Consider the following 17234-nt stretch of genomic DNA (forward strand, 5'->3'; position numbering starts at 1 on the left):
TCTCTTGGAATGCTTGGAGGCTTATCGGGCGGGCAGCACGCGTACACCGCGCTCGCCTACCAGCACGGTGGCATTTGCGCCGGTCTGCAGTGCGCCGGCCACCGGTGCCGGCGGCACCTGCGGTTGCACGGCGAAGCTCAGGCCGCCGTCGCGGCTGCGCAGCACCTGCCCGCCTTGGCTGAACAGCCAGTAGTCACCGTGGCTGTCGAGGCTGGCGGCGGTGATGCTCTGGGTCACCCCGGTGTCCACCTTGGCCCAGCTCTGGCCGCCATCGAGGCTGCGTGCCACATGGCCGCGCAGGCCATAGGCGAGCACCTCGCCAGGCTTGCCGAACACGCCAAACCAGGTACCTGAGTAGGGGCTGGGCAAGGTGACGAAGCGCTGCTGGCCGGCATCCCACTTCAGCAGCAGGCCCTGTTCGCCGACCAGGTACAGCGCATCGCCGACGGCCCGGATCGCATTCAGGTGAAAGCCTTGCGGGTTGTCGGTGCGGTCCTGCATCGGCACCCAGGTACTGCCGCCGTCGTCGGTGCGCAGGATCAGGTTGAACACCCCCACCGCGTAGCCGTGGCGGGCGTCGGCGAACCACACGCCGAGCAACGGCTTGTCGGCGCCCTCCTGCTCCAGGCGCTGGCCCTCGGCGGCGAACTGCGCCCATTGCGCGTCCTCGGGGTACGCCTTGGCCAAGGCCTGGTAGTGGGCCTCCACCAAAGCGCCAATTTGCCGGCCATCGAGCTGCACCGCCCAGTTGGCGCCGCCGTCACGGCTGTGCAGAATCACCCCATCGTTGCCCACCGCCCAACCTTCCAGGGCAGTGGGGAACGCCAGGGCATTGAGGTCGGCACTGACCGGCACGCTGGCCTGGTGCCAATCCTGGCCCTGGTTGTCGGAATACACGATATGGCCACGCGGCCCTACCGCGACCAGCCGCTCACCGGCCAGTGCTACATCGCGCAGCGCACTGTGCACCACCAACGCACTGGCTTTGGCCGGCAAGTCCAATACATCGACATAGGCCGCCTGGGCCCCACCGCAAGCGCCGCCCAAGGTGAGCGCGACGGCCAGCGCCCACGGTGTAAACGTGTTCAAAGTAGCCATGCCACATCCTCTGCAAACCCTGCCGGCGGCCACCTGTGGCCAGCCGGCAGGCTGATCGTCGGGGTCAGCGAATACCGGCGCCGGCCAGGGCTTCCGGCGACCACTGCGCCTTGGACAGAGGGGCGATGTACTCGATACCGCCGTGCGGGCCGATCAGGCCATTGACGTTGTAGCTGCCACCCACCAGGTCGTAGACCACATGCGGGTTGTTGTTGGGGATCTGCACGTCGTAGCTCTGCGTGAAGAAGCTGAACGAGCCGCGATACAGCTGGCCACGAGCGTCGTACTGGTCGGAGGCCAGGGCGAACCAGCTGTCCTCGTCGAGGTAGAAGCGGCGCTTGGCATAGATGTGCCGCGCATTGCCCTTGAGCGTGCCTTCCACTACCCACACGCGGTGCTTCTCCCAACGCACTTGGTCAGGCGCCAGGTGGTTCGGCGTGGTCAGGGTTTTCGGGTCGTGAATGTAGGTCAGCCGGTAGGTGTTGTACGGCACGTACATCTCGCGCTTGCCTACCAGGTGCCAGTCGTAGCGGTCCAGTGCGCCGTTGAACACATACACGTCATCGAACGTACCCGAGCCGGCGGTGCCCGGGTTGGGGGTGTCGTAGGCCAGGTTCGGCGCCAGCTTCACTCGGCGTTGCCCCGGCAGGTACTGCCAAGCGCGACGTTCCTGCACCAGCGGGTTGGCGGCGTCCTTGAGCATCATCGACTCACCGGCACGGCGCGCCGGGCCTTCGAAGTACAGCTTGGTCTGGAAGTAGATATCCTTGGCTTCGATGACCTTGTTCAGGTCTTCGTAGATCGGATAGGCGTTATAGGCCAGGCCCGTGGTCGCCAGGGCCGCGACACCGGCAGCGTCGACGTTCCAGGAGTCGTACTTGGCCTTCTGCGCCACGCCTTGGTAGCGCAGCAGGTGGTTCCACATGGCTTCGGCACCCGATTGCGGCACCGGGAACGGCACGCCTGGCAGGACATTTTCGATGGCCATGCCGTCCTGCAGGGACTTGGCATTGGCAGCATTCTTCAGGGTGTTGTCGAGCAGTGCCTTGGGCAGCGCGGCAGTGCGGTGGCTGGGGTAGACGTCGATGTGGAAAGTGGGGAAGCGTTTGGCCAGCTCCACGGTGGTGGCGGTCAGCGCGTCCTTGTACTGGTCGACGTTCTTGGCGTCGATCACCAGCAGCGGCTTTTCAGTGGCAAAGGGGTCGGGGCGCAGGGTATCGCCTTGCTTGAAGCCAGCGGGCGGGGTGTTCAGGCCGCCCTGGTAGGCCGGGATCGAACCGTCGGCGTTGCCCGCCTTGTCAGCACCCACCGCGGTCAGGTCCTTGCCCAGCCGGGCGATATCCTGGGCCGGGGCGGCCGCTTGGGCGCCCCCGGCGATAACGACCGCAAGCGAGGCCGACAGCAGGCTATTGAGATACTTCATCAGGTTTCTCCGCTTGTTGTTGTAATGGAGTTTCAGAAGGTGGTCTTGAACGAGGCAGTGACCATGCCGCGGTCCTTGAGCAGCGGCGCCAGGCCGGCCTGCGACGTGATCTGCCCGGGGATGCACTGGTAGCGCCCGTTGGTGCCTGGGGTGTTGTTGTCGGTACCGCTCGAGCAGGTATCGAACTTGCCGAAGGAGTCGACGTACTTCAGGTCGAATTTGTATTTTTGGTAGACATCGGCGGCGATCCCCACCGAGTAGCTGCCAGAGTCCTCGTTACCGCCCAGCTGGATGGCCGAGTTGCCCTTGAGGCCGACGTTGTAGGACAGCGGCATCGACACATCGACCCCCGGCAGCGCCTGGAACCAGGTCGGGGTGAAGTTGACCGCCAGGGTGTAGGCGTTGGTGGTGACCTTGTCGACGCCGTGGTAGGTGGAGTCGCCCTTGAAAGTCTGCTCACCCTTGTCGACGCTGACCAGGTGGGTCATCGCGCCCTCCACGGCCAACGACGACGCATTCCACAGCGGCGTGGCACCAAACGACACCAGGCCATTGAGCACCACATGGAAGGTCTTGCCGCGGGCCAGCCCGGTTTCACCATGGCCTGGCACCTCGCCGATCAGGTTGGTGCCGCCGGCGGTACCGGCCAAGGCCTCGTACAGTGGCCCGTTGATGGTGCTGAAGTTGCTGATCAGCGGCATGTTCTCGCGGTAGTTGACGTCCAACCCCACGCTGACCGGGCCGACGCTCTTCGCCAGGCTGATGCCGTAGATGTCGATATCGTCGGCGTAAGCGGCCATGTAGCTGCTGCCGGCCAGGCTGCCGGTGTGCAGGTTGGGGGCGTTGATCAGCACGGCCGGGGTCGGGTCGGAGGTGTTGCGGTAGTAGAAGCCCAGGGTGCCGTCGAGCCATTCCGGGCTCCACTTGGCCATCAAGCCGAAGTCACCCGTGTTGTGGGGACGAATGTCATGCCCGCGCGGCGCGCCGTAGAAGGCACCGGCACCGCCGACGGCATTGGGCACCGGCAACCAGAAGATCTCACCGCCGTCGCCCAGCATGTCATAGGCACCCATGTAGGTACCGCCTTCGGGCAGGCGCGAGTTCTCGAACTCGAGGAAGTACTGCGCCGCCAGGGTCAGTTCAGGGTTGACCGTGTAGCTCAGCGACAACTGCTTGCGCGGCAGGAACAGTTCTTTGGTTTCGGTACCCGGCACGTTGTACAGCTTGGCCAGGTCCAGCGCCGACTGGCCATAGTTGATGCCGTTGGCGGCGTTGAACAAGGTCTCGCCCCAGTACACCGAGTGCCAGCCCAGCTTGCCGCTCAGCATCGACTCGTCGCCGATTTCGGTGTTGTAGAACACGAAGGCATCCAGAAACTCGCCCGACGGCCCGTTGTAGTAACGATCGCTGTAACGGCTCAGGCCATGGTGGCGTGCCGGGCCACCGGCCAGCACGGTACCCGCCGGCAAGCCACCGGCCGGGCGTGCCAGCACCAGGTTGCCAGCGTTACCCGCTTGGCCGGGGAACGGGTTGGAGTCGGACCCCACGTCGTCATAGGCATGGTCGTACCAGCTGGCCGCGCTGACGCGCATGCCCATGGTGTTCTGATAGACCACATCCAGCTCGGAGAGCAGGTCGAGGCGCTGGGTGACCGCGCTGCCGACGCTGAAATTCTTGTCACCGTCATTGAGGTTGGCGGTGCGGGCGATCTTGGCGTTTTCGCCTTCAACCCGCTGGCCGTAGCTGAGCTTGGCGGTGTTGTCGAAGCGCACGCTCCAGTCGGGGTTGGCGATGTCCAGCTGGAATGCCTGGGCAGCCGGCGCACCGGCGACCAGCAGCAACGTAGCCATCACGTTACGGCGGGGAAGGCAGAAGAGAACGTTTTTATTGTTGTTCATGCGATGTCTCTGCGTGGGGGTTAGGCGCGGCTCAGCGGTCGAGTTGCTGTATCAGGGCCTCGGCTTGGGGCCATGGGCCGTAGCCCGAGGCAGGGTTGAGGTGGCCAACGGCACCGAGCTCGATCAGCGCGCTGCCCCATTGCGTGGCCAGGTCGGCCACTGCGCTCAAGCTGGCCAGGTGGTCGTTGCTGCTGGCGGCTACCAGGCTGGGGAACGGCAGCGGGCCGCCTGGCAATGGCGCCCAACCCTGGGCGCGCAGGGAATCCGGGGTGGGATAGCCTTGTGGCCAATCGCTGTGCAGGTCTGGCGGTGCGGCCAGCAAGGCGCCCTTGATCGGCCGCTGATAGCGCGCCGCCCAATGCGCCACCATCAGCACGCCGGCGCTGTGCGCGACCAGGATCACCGGGCCCTCGATTTGCGCCAGCTCACGCTCGATCGCTTCGACCCGTGCAGTGCAGTTGAGCTTGTCGGTATCCAGTGGCGGCACCGCACGCACCTTGGCCAGGCGCGCCTGCAACAGGGTCTGCCAATGTTCAGGTACATGGTCGCGCAGACCGGGAACGATCAGCACGGTGGCGGCGGTTTGCAGTTTTTCCATGTCAGGGCCCTTGCTCTGTTCACTCGGTCGATTGCCGACTGCTTGAGGGCCAGAGTAATGAGTCGGTCCGGCACACGCTTTACATTGCGCGTCACGGATTTTTCAGTTGATGACACGGCCGACGCGGCCGCCCGCAGCCCCCTCGCCACGGGCGACCAACGGCAGGAAAATGGCTTTGCATCTGATGACACAGGCGCTATAAGTGACTACCCGCCAGCGCAGCGGGATGCCCATCAAGAACACGTGGAAAACAACAATATGACCGTGCTCGCCCGAGCGGCTTCGCTCACCAATTACCTGGAAGTTTCCCGCCACCTGGGCCTTAACGGCCATGGCCTGCTGGCCCAGGCTGGCCTCAGTGCGTCCTTGCTCGAAGCGCCTGACCAGCGCATCCCGGTGGCTGCCGCCATCAGCGTACTTGAAGAATCGGCGCGGCTGAGCGGCTGCGAAGCCTTCGGCCTGCGCATGGCCGAACTGCGCCAGTTGTCGGATTTTGGTGAGGTCAGCCTGCTGATCAGCCACCAGCATTCGCTGCGCGATGCGCTGCAGGTGATCGTGCAGTACCGCCATGTGCTCAACAATGCGCTGGCGATCCACATCGAAGAAACCGGCAAGACGGTGATCATCCGCCAGGAGGTCATCACCGAGCAGCCCATACACAGCCGCCAGGCCATCGAGCTGGCCATCGGTGTGATGCACCGCTTCTGCTCAGCGCTGCTGGGCGCCCACTGGCACCCGATCAGCGTTAACTTCACCCATGCCGCCCCTGCCGACGTGGCCATTCACCGGCGCATTTTTGGCTGCAAGCTTGAGTTCAACAGCGACTTCAACGGCATCGTCTGCTCGGCCTCCGACCTGGACACGGCCAACCCGCAGGCCAACGAAGCCATGGCGCGGCTCGCCCAGCGCTACGTCTGTACGCTGCAGGATGACGGCAACCCCTCCCTGGTGCACGAGGTGCGCAAGTCGATCTTTTTGCTGATGCCCATGGGCCGCGCCACCATCGAACACATCGCCCAGACCCAAGGCATGAACGTGCGCACCTTGCAGCGCCGGCTGGAAGAAGAAGGCGCCACCTTCAGCGAGCTGGTCAACAGCGTGCGCCGCGACCTGGTGCTGCGCTACCTGGAAAGCCCCGGCTATTCGCTGGGGCGTATTGCCGACATGCTCGGCTATTCCATGCACAGTTCGTTCACCCGCTGGTTCATCAGCCAGTTCGGCCAGCCACCGGCCACCTGGCGTGTTCAGCATGACCTGCCCACGCCACTCAAACGCGCCCGCAGCGCGGCCCAGGGGCCCGTCACCACGCGCTGAGCGCGTGGTGTTACAAGCCGAAGCGCAACAGCACCAGCACCAGCGCCACCAGGAACACCGTCTCGCCGACCATCAGCAAAATCGGCTTGATGCCCACGGCGGCCAGCTCCTTGAGCTGGGTCTTCATGCCCAGGGCACTGATCGACACCACCAGGCACCAGCGCGACAGCTCGTTGACCCCACCCTGCACGGCCAACGGCACCCACCCGGTGCTGTTGATGCAGGCCAGCGCCAGAAACCCCACCGCGAACCAGGGCAGCAATGGCGGGCGTTTGCCTGCGGTGTCGGTACCCTGGCGGCGCGAGATCATGGCCGCGACAACAATCACCGGCACCAGCATGGCGACGCGCATCAGCTTGACCACCGTGGCGGTGTCGCCGGTTTCGGGCGACATGCTGTAGCCCGCCCCCACTACCTGGGCGACGTCATGGATCGTCGCGCCAAGAAAGACTCCGGCAGCCTGTGGCGACAGGCCGAGCGCGTTGGCGATCATTGGGTAGAGGATCATCGCCAGGGTCGACAACGCCGACACACCGATCACAGTGAACAGCGTCGCCCGCTCTTTTTGCGGGTGGCTGGGCAGCGCAGCGGCCAGCGCCAACGCCGCCGAGGCGCCGCAGATCGCCGTGGCGCCACCGGTGAGCATGCCGAACAGGCGCTGGAACCCCAGGGCCTTGGCCGCCACCATCGACACGCCGATGGTCACCACCACCAGGATCACCACCAGTGCGACGGCCTTCCAGCCCAGGCCTGCCATCTGCTCCAGGGTGATGCGCATGCCCAGCAATGCCACGCCCAGGCGCAATACCGTGCGTGCGGTGAATTCGATGCCGGCTTTGCATTTGCCATCGCTGGCCAGAAAATTCAGCGCCAGGCCCAGCAGCAGGGCAAACAGCATGACCGGCGCGCCATAATGCTCCGCCAGAAAGCTCGCCGCCCCAGCGGCAATCAGGCTGACGCTAAGCCCCGGCGCCAACTCCCGCGCGCGGTGGTTGACCTGGGCAAGCGCAAGGGTGCTCATGACACCACCTCCTGGCCGGTGATGACGATAAGGACCTGGTCGCCCTCCACCTCTACCGGGTAGCTGGCCACTTTGAGTGCCTTGGAATTGAGCAGGTAGCCGCTGGCAAGGTCAAAGCGCAGGCCATGGGCGCGGCACTGAATCACGGCGCCGTCCAGTTGCCCGGCGCACAACGATGAGCCCTGGTGCGGGCAGCTGTCGTCGATGGCCAGCAAACGCCCGTCGACATTGAACAACGCCAGGCTTTTGCCCCCGTGTTCGAATAGCACACGCTCGCCGACGCCGGGCACGCGCTGGGCCGGTACCTCGATACGCCCGTTCACGCCTGCACCCCCGCCGAACGCGACAGCGCCAGGTGCATGGCGTCGAGCAGTTGCTCTGCCGGCTGGGCACCGAACACGCGCAGGTGGTCGTCGAAGACGAAACACGGCACGCCCCTGCTGGCGATGTCGGCGTTGGCACTGATGAATGGCCGGCCATCAGCGCTCAGGCTCCCGGCCAGCGTGGCAGGCGTAAAGCCGCACTGTTCGGCGATGCGCAACAGGGTGTCGCGATCGCCCAAGTCTTCGCCCTCGCGGAAATACGCGGCAAACAGCCGCTCCAGCAGCGCCTCGACCTGTTGCTCGCTGCCCAGCTCGACCGCATGCAGCAGCAGGCGATGGGCGTCAGCAGAATTGGGCATGCGCGCGATCCGGCTGAAGTCGATCAGCTCGCCCACGGCACGCGCAGCCTCCTGCACTTGCCCCTGGCGTTGCCGCACCGCCTCGTCGCTGCCCAGGCGGCGGCGGTAGAAGTCGGCGAACGGCTGGCCGGTTGCGGGCAGGTCGGGCAACAGCTGCACGCCATGCCAGGCCAGGTTGACCTCGACCTCGGGCCGGGCTTCGCGCAACTGAGCCAGCGCGGTTTGCAGTTGCCGCTTGCCGATCAGGCACCACGGGCAGATGAAATCGAAATACATGTCAATCGACAGCGAATGCTTCACGTACGGGCCTCCAGTACAGGCTCGACAGGCGCTTGCGGGCTATTGCCACAGGCCAAGCGCGCCATGTCAGGGTGGTAGTGGCGCTTGGCGTAGAAAAACACCGCGGCGGCGGCGATGCTGATCAACGGCACCAGTTGAAAGGCGGCTTGCAGGCCGATCAGGTCGGACACCTTGCCGGTGATCAACGGGCCTGTGGCCAGGCCGAGCAGGTTGTTGCTCAGGGTCAGGGTGGCGAATGCCGTGCCATGCACCGTGTAGTGGGTCAGGTTGGCGACCATGGCACTGGACGGGCCATTGGTGCCTGCGGCAATCATCATGCCCAGGCAGATCAGCACCAGTTGCGGCAGGCCCGCCGGCATGGCGAAGGCCACTGACAGCAGCACGCAGCTGCCCAGGCAGTAGGCGATGGCCAGGCTGATCTTGCGATCAGGGCGATCGCGCCCCATGCGGTCGCACAACATGCCGCACAGCACGATGCCGACGCCGCTGCACAGCACGATGATTGCTGCCACGGCGCCGGCCCGGTCGGTGCTCATGGCGTAGTAGCGGTTCAAGTAGCTGGGGATCCAGACGATCACCGTGCCGCCGACGAACAGCTGCAAGCCGCTGCCGACATAGGCGCTGATCACCGAGCGGCTTGAATAGAGCGTGCGCAGCGGGCGCAATGCCTTCAAGGCGGCCTTGTCGGTGGCGCTTGCCTGATTTTTCGGGGCAATGCGCGCCTCGCGCACGATCAGCGGGTAGAGCAGCGCCAGGGCCAGTCCGAAAAACGCCATGCCGGCGAACGCCCAGCGCCAACCCAGGTGCTGGGCCATCACGCCGCCCAGGGCCATGCCCAGCACCGAGCCGAACATGCCACCGGCCATGAACGACCCGGCCAAGGTGGCACGCATCTCACGCGGGAACACCGCCACCACCACGGCAATACCGACGCTGCCATAGGCCGCTTCGCCGACACCGACCAGAAAGCGCGCGATGAACATCTGCTGGTAGTTTTCGGCGACTGCGCAGCCTAGCGTGGCCAGGCTCCACATCACCGCCATGAAGGTCAGGCTCTTGATGCGGCCGATGCGGTCGGCGAGCAATGACAGCGGAAAGGTCAGCAGCCCCACCATCAGGGCGACGATGCCGCTGAGCAGGCCGAGCTGGCTGTCGCTGAGCTGCCATTCCTGCTTCAACAGGGGGAACACGGCGTTGAGCACCTGCCGCGACATGTAGTCGGAGATCAACAGGCCGAAGGTCAGGGCAAAGACGATCCAGGCATAGCGCCGGGGGATGCCCAGTGATGTATCCGTGCCTGGGTCCGTCGCACCGGTGTGATAGGTGGCCATGCTGCCTCCTCGGGTATCTGGCTTGGGTTGTTTTTGTTGTTATGAACAAATGCCAAAATCTGTGCTGCGGGGACTGGCCTCATGCCTCGCGTCAGACGCGCGCCCCTTGTAGGAGCAGCCTTGCGCTGCGAAGAGGCCGGTGAAAGAACCGCAAATTTTCGCAGTAATAACGGGCCTCTTCGCAGCACAAGGCTGCTCCTACAGGCTGCGAAGAGGCAGAACCGCGAATCTTCGCAGCTATCACGGGCCTCTTCGCAGCACGAGGCTGCTCCTACAAGGGAATGAGGCCGGTGCCTCAGGCGCGCTGTGGCACGCCCTTCTGGCCCGGCCGGCGGTTCGGCGCCATGCCGTTGGCCAGCAAGGTTTCCTCGACGGATGCGTACTGCTCACCGATCCGGTAGATCGCCCGGGCTTCCTTGCCATTGGCCACTTCACGCCCCAGCTCATGCGCCACGCGCACGGTCTGCTGGATCTGCTGCACCGAAGTGAACGGCTTGCCGTGCTGGTCGATGATGGTGTCTTCGATACCACAGCGCGGGTGCAAGCCCATGGCCAGGGCCATGGTGTTGAACGGCAGCACGTTCTTGAGCAGCGACTCTGCGGTCAGGGTGCAGCCATCTGGCGCACGGTGCACAAAATTGAAGAAGTTGAACGGGTTCGGGCCATCGAAGCCGCCACCAATGCCGATCCAGGTCAGGTTCAGCGGGCCTTTGTAAACGCCCTTGCGCACCAGGCGCTCAAGGGTTTCCAGGGCATGCATGCCGGTCAGCTGGAAATGCGGCTGGATATTGCTGGCCTGCAGCCGACGCAGGTGCTCCTCGACCCAGGCCGGCCCGGCGGGCACGGTCATTTCACTATAGGCGGCCTGGATCCCAGGGTTGGCCAGCGATGTACCTTCCAGATATTCGGGGTACAGCAGCTCCATGATGTTCATCTGGGTGGTGTTGATCGCCACCGTCACCTGGTCAGGCTTTGGGGTCAGCTCGGCCAGCATGTGGCGGGTGTCGTCGCTCAGCCACTTGGCCGCTTCACCCTCGCCTTCGGGTGCGAACGAAATCGAGCCGCCGACCTGGATGATCATGTCCGGCACCGCTTCACGCACCCCGGCGATCAGCTCGTTGAACTTGGACAGGCGCTTGGAGCCGGTGCCATCGAGTTCACGCACATGCAGGTGCAGTACAGTGGCGCCGGCTTCGTAGCAATCGACTGCCTTTTGCACCTGCTCGTCCATGGTCACCGGAATGTCCTGGGGGAAATCGTCGGGCATCCACTCGGGGCCATAGGGGGCCACGGTGATGACTACCTTTTCCATGTTTTCCGGGTGCAGCGAGTCGTCGAAGAATTGCATGTCTGATCCTCAGTCTTGTTCTTGTCTGTTCAGAAAGTGCTGTCGCCCATGATCCCGGCTCGCTCCATCTTGCGGTGGCAGGCTGGGTAGTCCATGACGGCGTAGTGCTGGGTGCTGCGGTTGTCCCAGATGGCGATGCTGTTGGGTGTCCAGCGCCAGCGCACCTGGTACTCGGGGATGTACACCTGGCTCACCAGGTAGCGCAGCAAGTCGGCGGCGCCGGGGTTGGCGTCCTGGCCGAAGCGCACGCGCTCGGGGGTGTGGTAGTTGGAGAAGTGGGTGGCGAAGGCATTGACGAACAGCACCTTCTCGCCGGTTTCCGGGTGGGTGCGCACCACCGGGTGCTCGGCATCGGGGTAGCGGGCCTTGAGCGCCAGGCGCTTGTCGGTCGGCATGGCGGCGCCGAAGCTGGCCTCGATGCTGTGGCGGGCGCGCAAGCCCTCGATGCGGGCCTTGATCTCGGTCGGCAGGTTGTCGTAGGCCAGCACCATGTTCGCCCACATGGTGTCGCCGCCCACCGGCGGGCACTCCACGCAGCGCAGCACGCAGCCCATTGGCGGGGTTTCGCGCCAGGTGGCGTCGGTGTGCCAGGCGTTTTCGTAGCGGTCGGCCGGTTGGTCGGGGCGTTTGTAGATTTGCACCAGGCCCGGGTGCTCCGGGTCGCTGCCAGCGACGGGGTGATCCTCCAGTTCACCGAAGCGACGGGCGAACGCCACGTGCTCAGCGCGGCTGATGGCCTGGTCGCGCAAAAACAGCACCCGGTGCTTGAGCAGCTGGGCGCGAATCTCGGCGAACAGGCCGTCATCGTGAATGGCATCGGCCAGCCTTACGCCGACCAGTTCGGCACCGATGGCGCAGGTCAGTTGTTCGACTTGCATGGCAGTGCCCTCAGATGACGAAGATCGACGAGCCGGTGGTCTTGCGCGACTCCAGGTCACGGTGCGCCTGCACCGCATCCTGCAAGGCGTAGTGCTGGTTGATCTCGATGCGGATGCGGCCGCTGCTGACATGGTCGAACAGCTCGGTGGCCAGGCGGGTCTTCTCTGCCGGGTCGGCGATGTAGTCAGCCAAGGCCGGCCGGGTCATGAACAACGAGCCTTTGATCGCCAGCAACTGCGGGTCGAACGGTTCGATCTTGCCGGACGCGGTGCCCACGCACACCATCAGGCCACGGCGCTTGAGCGAGTCCAGCGAGCCCATGAAGGTGTTGCGCCCGACACTGTCGAACACCACGTTGACGCCTACGCCATCGGTCAGCTCGCGCACGCGCTGGGCGACGTCTTCGTGGCTGTAGTTGATGGTGTGGTCGCAGCCATGGGCGCGGGCCACAGCCGCCTTGGCGTCAGTGGAGACGGTGCCGATCACGGTCAGGCCGAGCAGCTTGGCCCACTGCGAAACGATCAGGCCGACGCCACCGGCCGCCGCGTGCAGCAGGATGCTGTCACCGGGCTTGAAGTCGTACAGGCGGCGCATCAGGTACGAGGCCGTCAGGCCGCGCATGGTCATGGCGGCCGCCGTCTCGAAGGAGATCGTTTCTGGCAGTTTGATCAACGGCGCGGCGGGGATCAGGCGCTCGGTGCTGTAGGCGCCGAGGGTGTTGAGGAAGCCGGTGTAGGTCACCCGGTCGCCGACCACCACATGGCTGACGCCCTCGCCTACCGCCTGCACCACACCCGACGCTTCCACGCCCATGCCGTTGGCCAGCGGGATCGGGTAGGTGCCATTGCGAAAATAAGTGTCGGCGTAGTTCAGGCCAACCGCCACGTGGCGCAGGCGCACCTGCCCTGGGCCGGGCTCGCCGACGTCGACGTCTTCGTAACGCAGGACCTCAGGCCCTCCGGTTTCGTAGAAACGTACCGCTTTGGCCATGCCAATCTCCCTTCTTGTCATTGTTGTTGAGCACACAAAGTGCGTCTTGAGGGGCAATTTAGGCCGTTGCGCCAAGCGCCGCTTATCATCGGACGACAACGGTTTTACAGTTGATGACAGCGCGCCTGGCGCAGGGGCTCAGAACGCCGAAAGGCCGCCGTCGACGGCGATGGCCTGGCCGGTCATGTAGCTGTTTTCGCGGGCACACAGCATCAGCATTGCCGCGACGATTTCTTCAGGCGTGCCCAGGCGTTTCATCGGTGAACCCTGGGCCAGCATCGCTTGCTGCTCGGCGACTTCGCTGGCGGTGACCATCGGTGTGGCGCTGTAGAACGGGCACAGGGCATTGATGCGAATGCCTTGGCGGGCATATTCCACCGCTGCGGTGCGGGTCAGCCCGACCACCGCGTGCTTGGCCGCCGCATAGGCGGCCAACTTGGGTGCCCCGCCCAGCCCGGCCATGGAGGCGATGTTGAGGATCACCCCGCCGCCCTGGGGCAGCATGTGGCGGATCTGCTGCTGCATGCAGAAGAACACGCCCTTGGTGTTGACCGCGTGGCTGCGGTCCAGCTCGTCTTCTGTGGTGTCGACGAAGCGCTTCATCGGCGTCAGGATGCCCGCGTTATTGACCCCGACATCCAGGCGACCAAACCGCGCCAGGGCCGCCGCCACCATGGCCTTGACCTGCACCTCACGGGTCACGTCGCAAGGTACGGCAAGTACCGTGGCGCCAGCCCCGCGCAGGGCCCCGGCGACCCGCTCAAGGCCGGCCACATCGCGGTCGCCAAGCACCAGCCTGGCACCCCTCAACGCCAGGCGCTGCGCCAGCAATGCGCCGAAACCACTGGCCGCGCCGGTGATCATCACCACCTGGTCCTGATAGCTGTCGTGCTTCATTTGGCGGCCCCCGTGGCCGCACGGGCGAGGATCTTTTTCGCCAGGCTCATGCGGTGCACTTCGTTGGGGCCGTCATAGATGCGGAAGCTGCGGGCATCGCGGAAGATCCGCTCGACGATCGACTCGCCGGTAACGCCCTGCCCGCCCAGCACCTGCACACTGCGGTCGATCACCCGCCAGATCGCCTCCGAGCTAAGCACCTTGGCCATGCTCGACTCGACGTTACCCCGCTCGCCCTGGTCCAACACCCAGGCGCAATGCCAGATCGCCAGGCGCGTGGCATGCAGGTCCATCTCGTTGTCGGCGAGCATGAAGCCCACCCCCTGATGCTCGCCCAGCGGCTTGCCGAACGAGACCCGGCGGTTGGCGTAGGCACAGGCCTCGTCATGGGCGCGGCGGGCCTGGCCCAGCCAGCGCATGCAGTGGGTCAGGCGCGCTGGCGCCAGGCGCACCTGGGCGTAACGGAAGCCTTTGCCCACTTCGCCGAGCACATCGCTGGCCGGCACCCGCAGGTTTTCGAAACGCAACACCGCATGGCCGCCGGCAAAGCAACTGTCCAGCGAGTCCATCATGCGCTCCAGAATGAAGCCCGGGCGGTCGGTGTCGGTCAGGAACATCGTCGCGCTGCCGTCTTCCATGCGCGCCATGATGATCGCCAGCTGCGCGCCTTCGGCCCCGGTGATGAACCATTTCTGGCCATTGATAACGTAGTCGTCACCGTCACGCACGGCCAAGGTGGTCAGCATCGAGGGGTCGGAGCCGGCGCCCGGGCTGGGCTCGGTCATGGCGAAGCACGAGCGGATATGGCCCTGCACCAGTGGCCGCAGCCAGCGGTCTTTTTGCGCCGGCGTGGCCACCTGCTCCAACAGGTGGATGTTGCCCTCGTCCGGGGCATGGATGTTCAGGGCCACCGGGCCGAGTGGCGAATAGCCCGCTTCCTCGAAAATGATCGCCTTTTCGACATGGCTCAAGCCCAGGCCGCCCATTTCACGCGCGGCATGCGGGGTCAGCAGGCCGTGCTCACGGGCCCGATCGAGCAGCGCCTGGCGCAGTTCGGGCGATGGGCCGTGGGCGGTCTGGCGGCGGTCGTGCTCCAGGGGGATGACGCTTTCGGCAATGAACTGCCGGGTCTTGGTTTGCAGGGCGAGCAGCTCGGCTGAAAGGGCGAAATGCATGGTGGGGTTCCTTGTAGAGGGAAAGGCTCAGGCGTGCAGGCGGCGCGGGTCGATGGCGGCGTGCAGGTGCTCCATCACGGTTTTGTCGATAGAGGCCTTGCCGGGGTCGTACGGGGTGTAGTTGAGGGTGCGGATGAACGCGTGCTGTGCTTGCGTGCCGGCCATGTCGATATCGACGATGTTCAGGCAAGCAGGGTCTTGTTCGAAGGCAGCCAGCCCACCCAGCCCGGTGCCGCTGGCCCAGGCCAGGAGGATGCGGTTGACGGCGTCGTGGCTGACCAGCAGCAACGATGTCCAGCCGGGCTCGGCCAGCAATTGCTGGAAGCTGTCCAGCACCCGTTGCTGGAACGCCACCCAAGGCTCGCCGCGCAAAAAGGCGCCGCCGGGGCGGTCGGCCAGGTGATAGGCCTGGGCCACTTCGCGGTGCAGGCAGCCTGGGGGTATTTCCCGCAGGCGGCCGGCCCGCACCTCGCGCAAGGCGGCGCGCTGCTCCACCGCCAAGGTGCGCGGGCCCAGCAGTTGGTCGAGGGTTTGGCGGGTGCGCGGGTAGTCCGAACACACCGCCCGGTCGAACCGGGTGTGCGCCAGCACCTGGCCCAACGCCTGGGCCTGGGCCACGCCTTGCGCCGACAGCGGCACATGCCGCGGGTCGAGGGGCCGGCCATCGGCATCGAAGTAATCGACATGGCCATGCCGAACCAAGTAGCAGCGGCGACGCTGGGTGGGCTGGTCAGTCATGGGCCAACACCTTCGGGTTGCTGATACTCAACTGCGCCCGGTTGATCACCCGCAGCGCCGCCAGTAACCGTGTTGGGTCCTGATCGTAGGCACCTTGGCGAATGCGCCGTGCCAGCAACGCGCGGGCCTGTTCAAGCCCCGTCGCTGCCTGGCCGTGCTGCGTCAGCAAGGCTGCCAGGGCCTGGCGCTCGACCTCGGCACAGTCCGCCGCCTGCGCCAGTTCGCGGCTGGCGATCAACATGGCGCTGGCGACCATCCGCCCTTGGTAGTGCAACCCTTTCGGCAACGCCGGTAGCAGATGGGTGAGCAGGGTGTCGCGCGCCGTCACAAGCAGGTCGCGGGCATCGGGCTGGTTCATGCGTGGCCTCCACGGGTGAGCAAAAGGATTTCCTGTTCGAGTTCGCTGACCATCCGCCCGGTCAGCGCCAGCTCCAGCGAGCGTTGCTGGCCAGACACATGGCGTTCGGCCTGCTGCAGGGCGATTACCGCCCAGCGCAGGTGGGCCATGACCTGCCAGAAGCGCAGCGCCTGGCTGTCCAGTTCCAGCGCCGACACGCTGCGGTATCCGGCGAGCAAGTCCTCCAGATGGCCGATGCCGCCCGCCTCCAGATCCGGCCGGCCGAAGCGCCAGCAGCGCGCGGTGAACCAGCCCAGGTCCTCACGCGGGTCACCCCAGCCAGCGAACTCCCAATCCAGTACGCCGCTCAGCGCACCGGCCTCGACCATGTAGTTGCCGGTGCGGTAGTCGCGGTGCAGCAGGCACGTGGGCAAGGGCGCAGGCTTGTTCAGCTCACACCAGCGCAAGCCCCACTCCAGCACCGGGTGGCTGCCTGGCAAGGCATCCAGAAACTGGCGGTACTGGTCGACGCTGGCTTGCACTGTGTCGGGTGCAGCGGCGGGCAGAAACGCCAGCGCCTGCTGCGGCGGGCGTACCTGATGCAGGCGCGCCAGGTTGGCGCCCAACTGCCGGCACAATGCCGGGTTGCCCTGCGGCGCATCTTGGGCGGACGTCAGGCGGTGGCCACTGGCAGTGCCGGCCAGCGCCTGCATGATGAAAAAGTCGCGGCCGATGACCTGCGGGTCCTGGCACAGCCAGAGAGGCTTGGGTACGTTGACACCGGCTTGGTGGGCCACGTCGAGTACCGCGAACTCCTGCTCGCGGGTCATGCTGGCGGCTACTGCGGAAGCGGCGTCGGTGCGCAGTACCCAACGCTGTGGTTGGCCTGCGACTTCGGCCTCGAGCAGCCAGTTTTCCTGGATGGCACCGCCTGACAATCGCTCGCTGCGGGTGAGGGTCACGGGGTGGCTGTCGAGTTGGTTTTGTAGGTAGGTAGAGAGCTGTGAATGGGCGTCTGGGATGTCGATGCGAGCGCTAGGGGGGAGCGCGGGATGGGTGATGGGCATGGTGGGTCCAATTGGCTGGTCGTTCGTGGGCTAGCCGATTGCAAGATGATTGCCAGGTCGTTTATTGGTTTTATTATTTGTTATTAATCAATGGTTTATAGAGATTTTTGGGTTTGATTTGATGGCGGATTTGAACGG

The 17234-nt window shown here is 65.2% G+C and carries 17 protein-coding genes; 1 reads left to right on the plus strand and 16 read right to left on the minus strand.

What is annotated here, in order from left to right:
• Positions 1 to 21: 21 nt before the first annotated feature.
• From LOY53_RS14960 to LOY53_RS14975, 4 genes are all read right to left on the minus strand, one after another.
• Positions 22 to 1098 (minus strand): YCF48-related protein, encoded by a 1077-nt coding sequence (locus tag LOY53_RS14960; protein WP_258702865.1) that lies wholly within the window; start codon positions 1096 to 1098, stop codon positions 22 to 24.
• A 64-nt stretch (positions 1099 to 1162) separates the two neighbouring features.
• A complete protein-coding gene (locus tag LOY53_RS14965; protein ID WP_258702866.1) occupies positions 1163 to 2521 on the minus strand; it encodes a DUF1329 domain-containing protein in 1359 nt (452 codons plus the stop codon).
• A gap of 32 nt (positions 2522 to 2553) precedes the next feature.
• Positions 2554 to 4419: a DUF1302 domain-containing protein gene (locus tag LOY53_RS14970; RefSeq protein ID WP_258702867.1), complete on the minus strand. Its 1866-nt coding sequence runs from the start codon at positions 4417 to 4419 to the stop codon at positions 2554 to 2556.
• Positions 4420 to 4450: 31 nt separating this feature from the next.
• Positions 4451 to 5017, minus strand: a complete 567-nt coding sequence (locus tag LOY53_RS14975) for an alpha/beta hydrolase (protein WP_252824604.1) — start codon at positions 5015 to 5017, stop codon at positions 4451 to 4453.
• Positions 5018 to 5275: 258 nt separating this feature from the next.
• On the opposite strand from LOY53_RS14975, the gene LOY53_RS14980 reads away from it, so the two are divergent.
• Positions 5276 to 6331, plus strand: coding sequence for an AraC family transcriptional regulator (locus LOY53_RS14980; protein ID WP_252824606.1), 1056 nt, complete (start codon positions 5276 to 5278; stop codon positions 6329 to 6331).
• Positions 6332 to 6341: 10 nt separating this feature from the next.
• Here the strand turns inward: LOY53_RS14980 and LOY53_RS14985 are convergent, their stop codons facing one another.
• The 12 genes from LOY53_RS14985 to LOY53_RS15040 form a co-directional block, all read right to left on the minus strand.
• Entirely contained in the window at positions 6342 to 7352 is a 1011-nt protein-coding gene (locus tag LOY53_RS14985) for a YeiH family protein (RefSeq protein WP_027596394.1), read from the minus strand.
• A complete protein-coding gene (locus LOY53_RS14990; protein WP_258702868.1) occupies positions 7349 to 7675 on the minus strand; it encodes a Rieske 2Fe-2S domain-containing protein in 327 nt (108 codons plus the stop codon). Before LOY53_RS14990 ends, LOY53_RS14985 begins: the two co-directional genes overlap by 4 nt.
• Entirely contained in the window at positions 7672 to 8334 is a 663-nt protein-coding gene (locus LOY53_RS14995) for a DsbA family oxidoreductase (protein WP_258702869.1), read from the minus strand. Before LOY53_RS14995 ends, LOY53_RS14990 begins: the two co-directional genes overlap by 4 nt.
• Positions 8331 to 9665 carry an MFS transporter gene (locus LOY53_RS15000; RefSeq protein WP_252824611.1) on the minus strand — a complete coding sequence of 445 codons (1335 nt, stop codon included), beginning with the start codon at positions 9663 to 9665 and terminating at the stop codon, positions 8331 to 8333. The genes LOY53_RS14995 and LOY53_RS15000 overlap by 4 nt, the downstream gene beginning before the upstream one ends.
• Before the next feature lie 295 nt (positions 9666 to 9960).
• Positions 9961 to 11013, minus strand: coding sequence for a 3-keto-5-aminohexanoate cleavage protein (locus LOY53_RS15005; protein ID WP_027596390.1), 1053 nt, complete (start codon positions 11011 to 11013; stop codon positions 9961 to 9963).
• 29 nt (positions 11014 to 11042) lie between these two features.
• Complete coding sequence (locus tag LOY53_RS15010) at positions 11043 to 11891, minus strand: TauD/TfdA family dioxygenase (protein WP_252824613.1); 849 nt, start codon at positions 11889 to 11891, stop codon at positions 11043 to 11045.
• A 10-nt stretch (positions 11892 to 11901) separates the two neighbouring features.
• Positions 11902 to 12882: a quinone oxidoreductase gene (locus tag LOY53_RS15015; RefSeq protein ID WP_027596388.1), complete on the minus strand. Its 981-nt coding sequence runs from the start codon at positions 12880 to 12882 to the stop codon at positions 11902 to 11904.
• A 138-nt stretch (positions 12883 to 13020) separates the two neighbouring features.
• Complete coding sequence (locus LOY53_RS15020; RefSeq protein WP_258702870.1) at positions 13021 to 13779, minus strand: SDR family NAD(P)-dependent oxidoreductase; 759 nt, start codon at positions 13777 to 13779, stop codon at positions 13021 to 13023.
• Positions 13776 to 14954 carry an acyl-CoA dehydrogenase family protein gene (locus LOY53_RS15025; RefSeq protein WP_258702871.1) on the minus strand — a complete coding sequence of 393 codons (1179 nt, stop codon included), beginning with the start codon at positions 14952 to 14954 and terminating at the stop codon, positions 13776 to 13778. The genes LOY53_RS15020 and LOY53_RS15025 overlap by 4 nt, the downstream gene beginning before the upstream one ends.
• A gap of 27 nt (positions 14955 to 14981) precedes the next feature.
• Positions 14982 to 15692 (minus strand): histidine phosphatase family protein, encoded by a 711-nt coding sequence (locus tag LOY53_RS15030; protein WP_252824621.1) that lies wholly within the window; start codon positions 15690 to 15692, stop codon positions 14982 to 14984.
• Complete coding sequence (locus tag LOY53_RS15035) at positions 15685 to 16050, minus strand: DUF6285 domain-containing protein (protein WP_252824622.1); 366 nt, start codon at positions 16048 to 16050, stop codon at positions 15685 to 15687. The genes LOY53_RS15030 and LOY53_RS15035 overlap by 8 nt, the downstream gene beginning before the upstream one ends.
• Positions 16047 to 17096 (minus strand): phosphotransferase family protein, encoded by a 1050-nt coding sequence (locus LOY53_RS15040; protein WP_252824623.1) that lies wholly within the window; start codon positions 17094 to 17096, stop codon positions 16047 to 16049. The genes LOY53_RS15035 and LOY53_RS15040 overlap by 4 nt, the downstream gene beginning before the upstream one ends.
• Positions 17097 to 17234 lie beyond the last annotated feature (138 nt).

The organism is Pseudomonas sp. B21-031 (assembly GCF_024748985.1).
Classification (GTDB): Bacteria; Pseudomonadota; Gammaproteobacteria; order Pseudomonadales; family Pseudomonadaceae; genus Aquipseudomonas; species Aquipseudomonas kermanshahensis.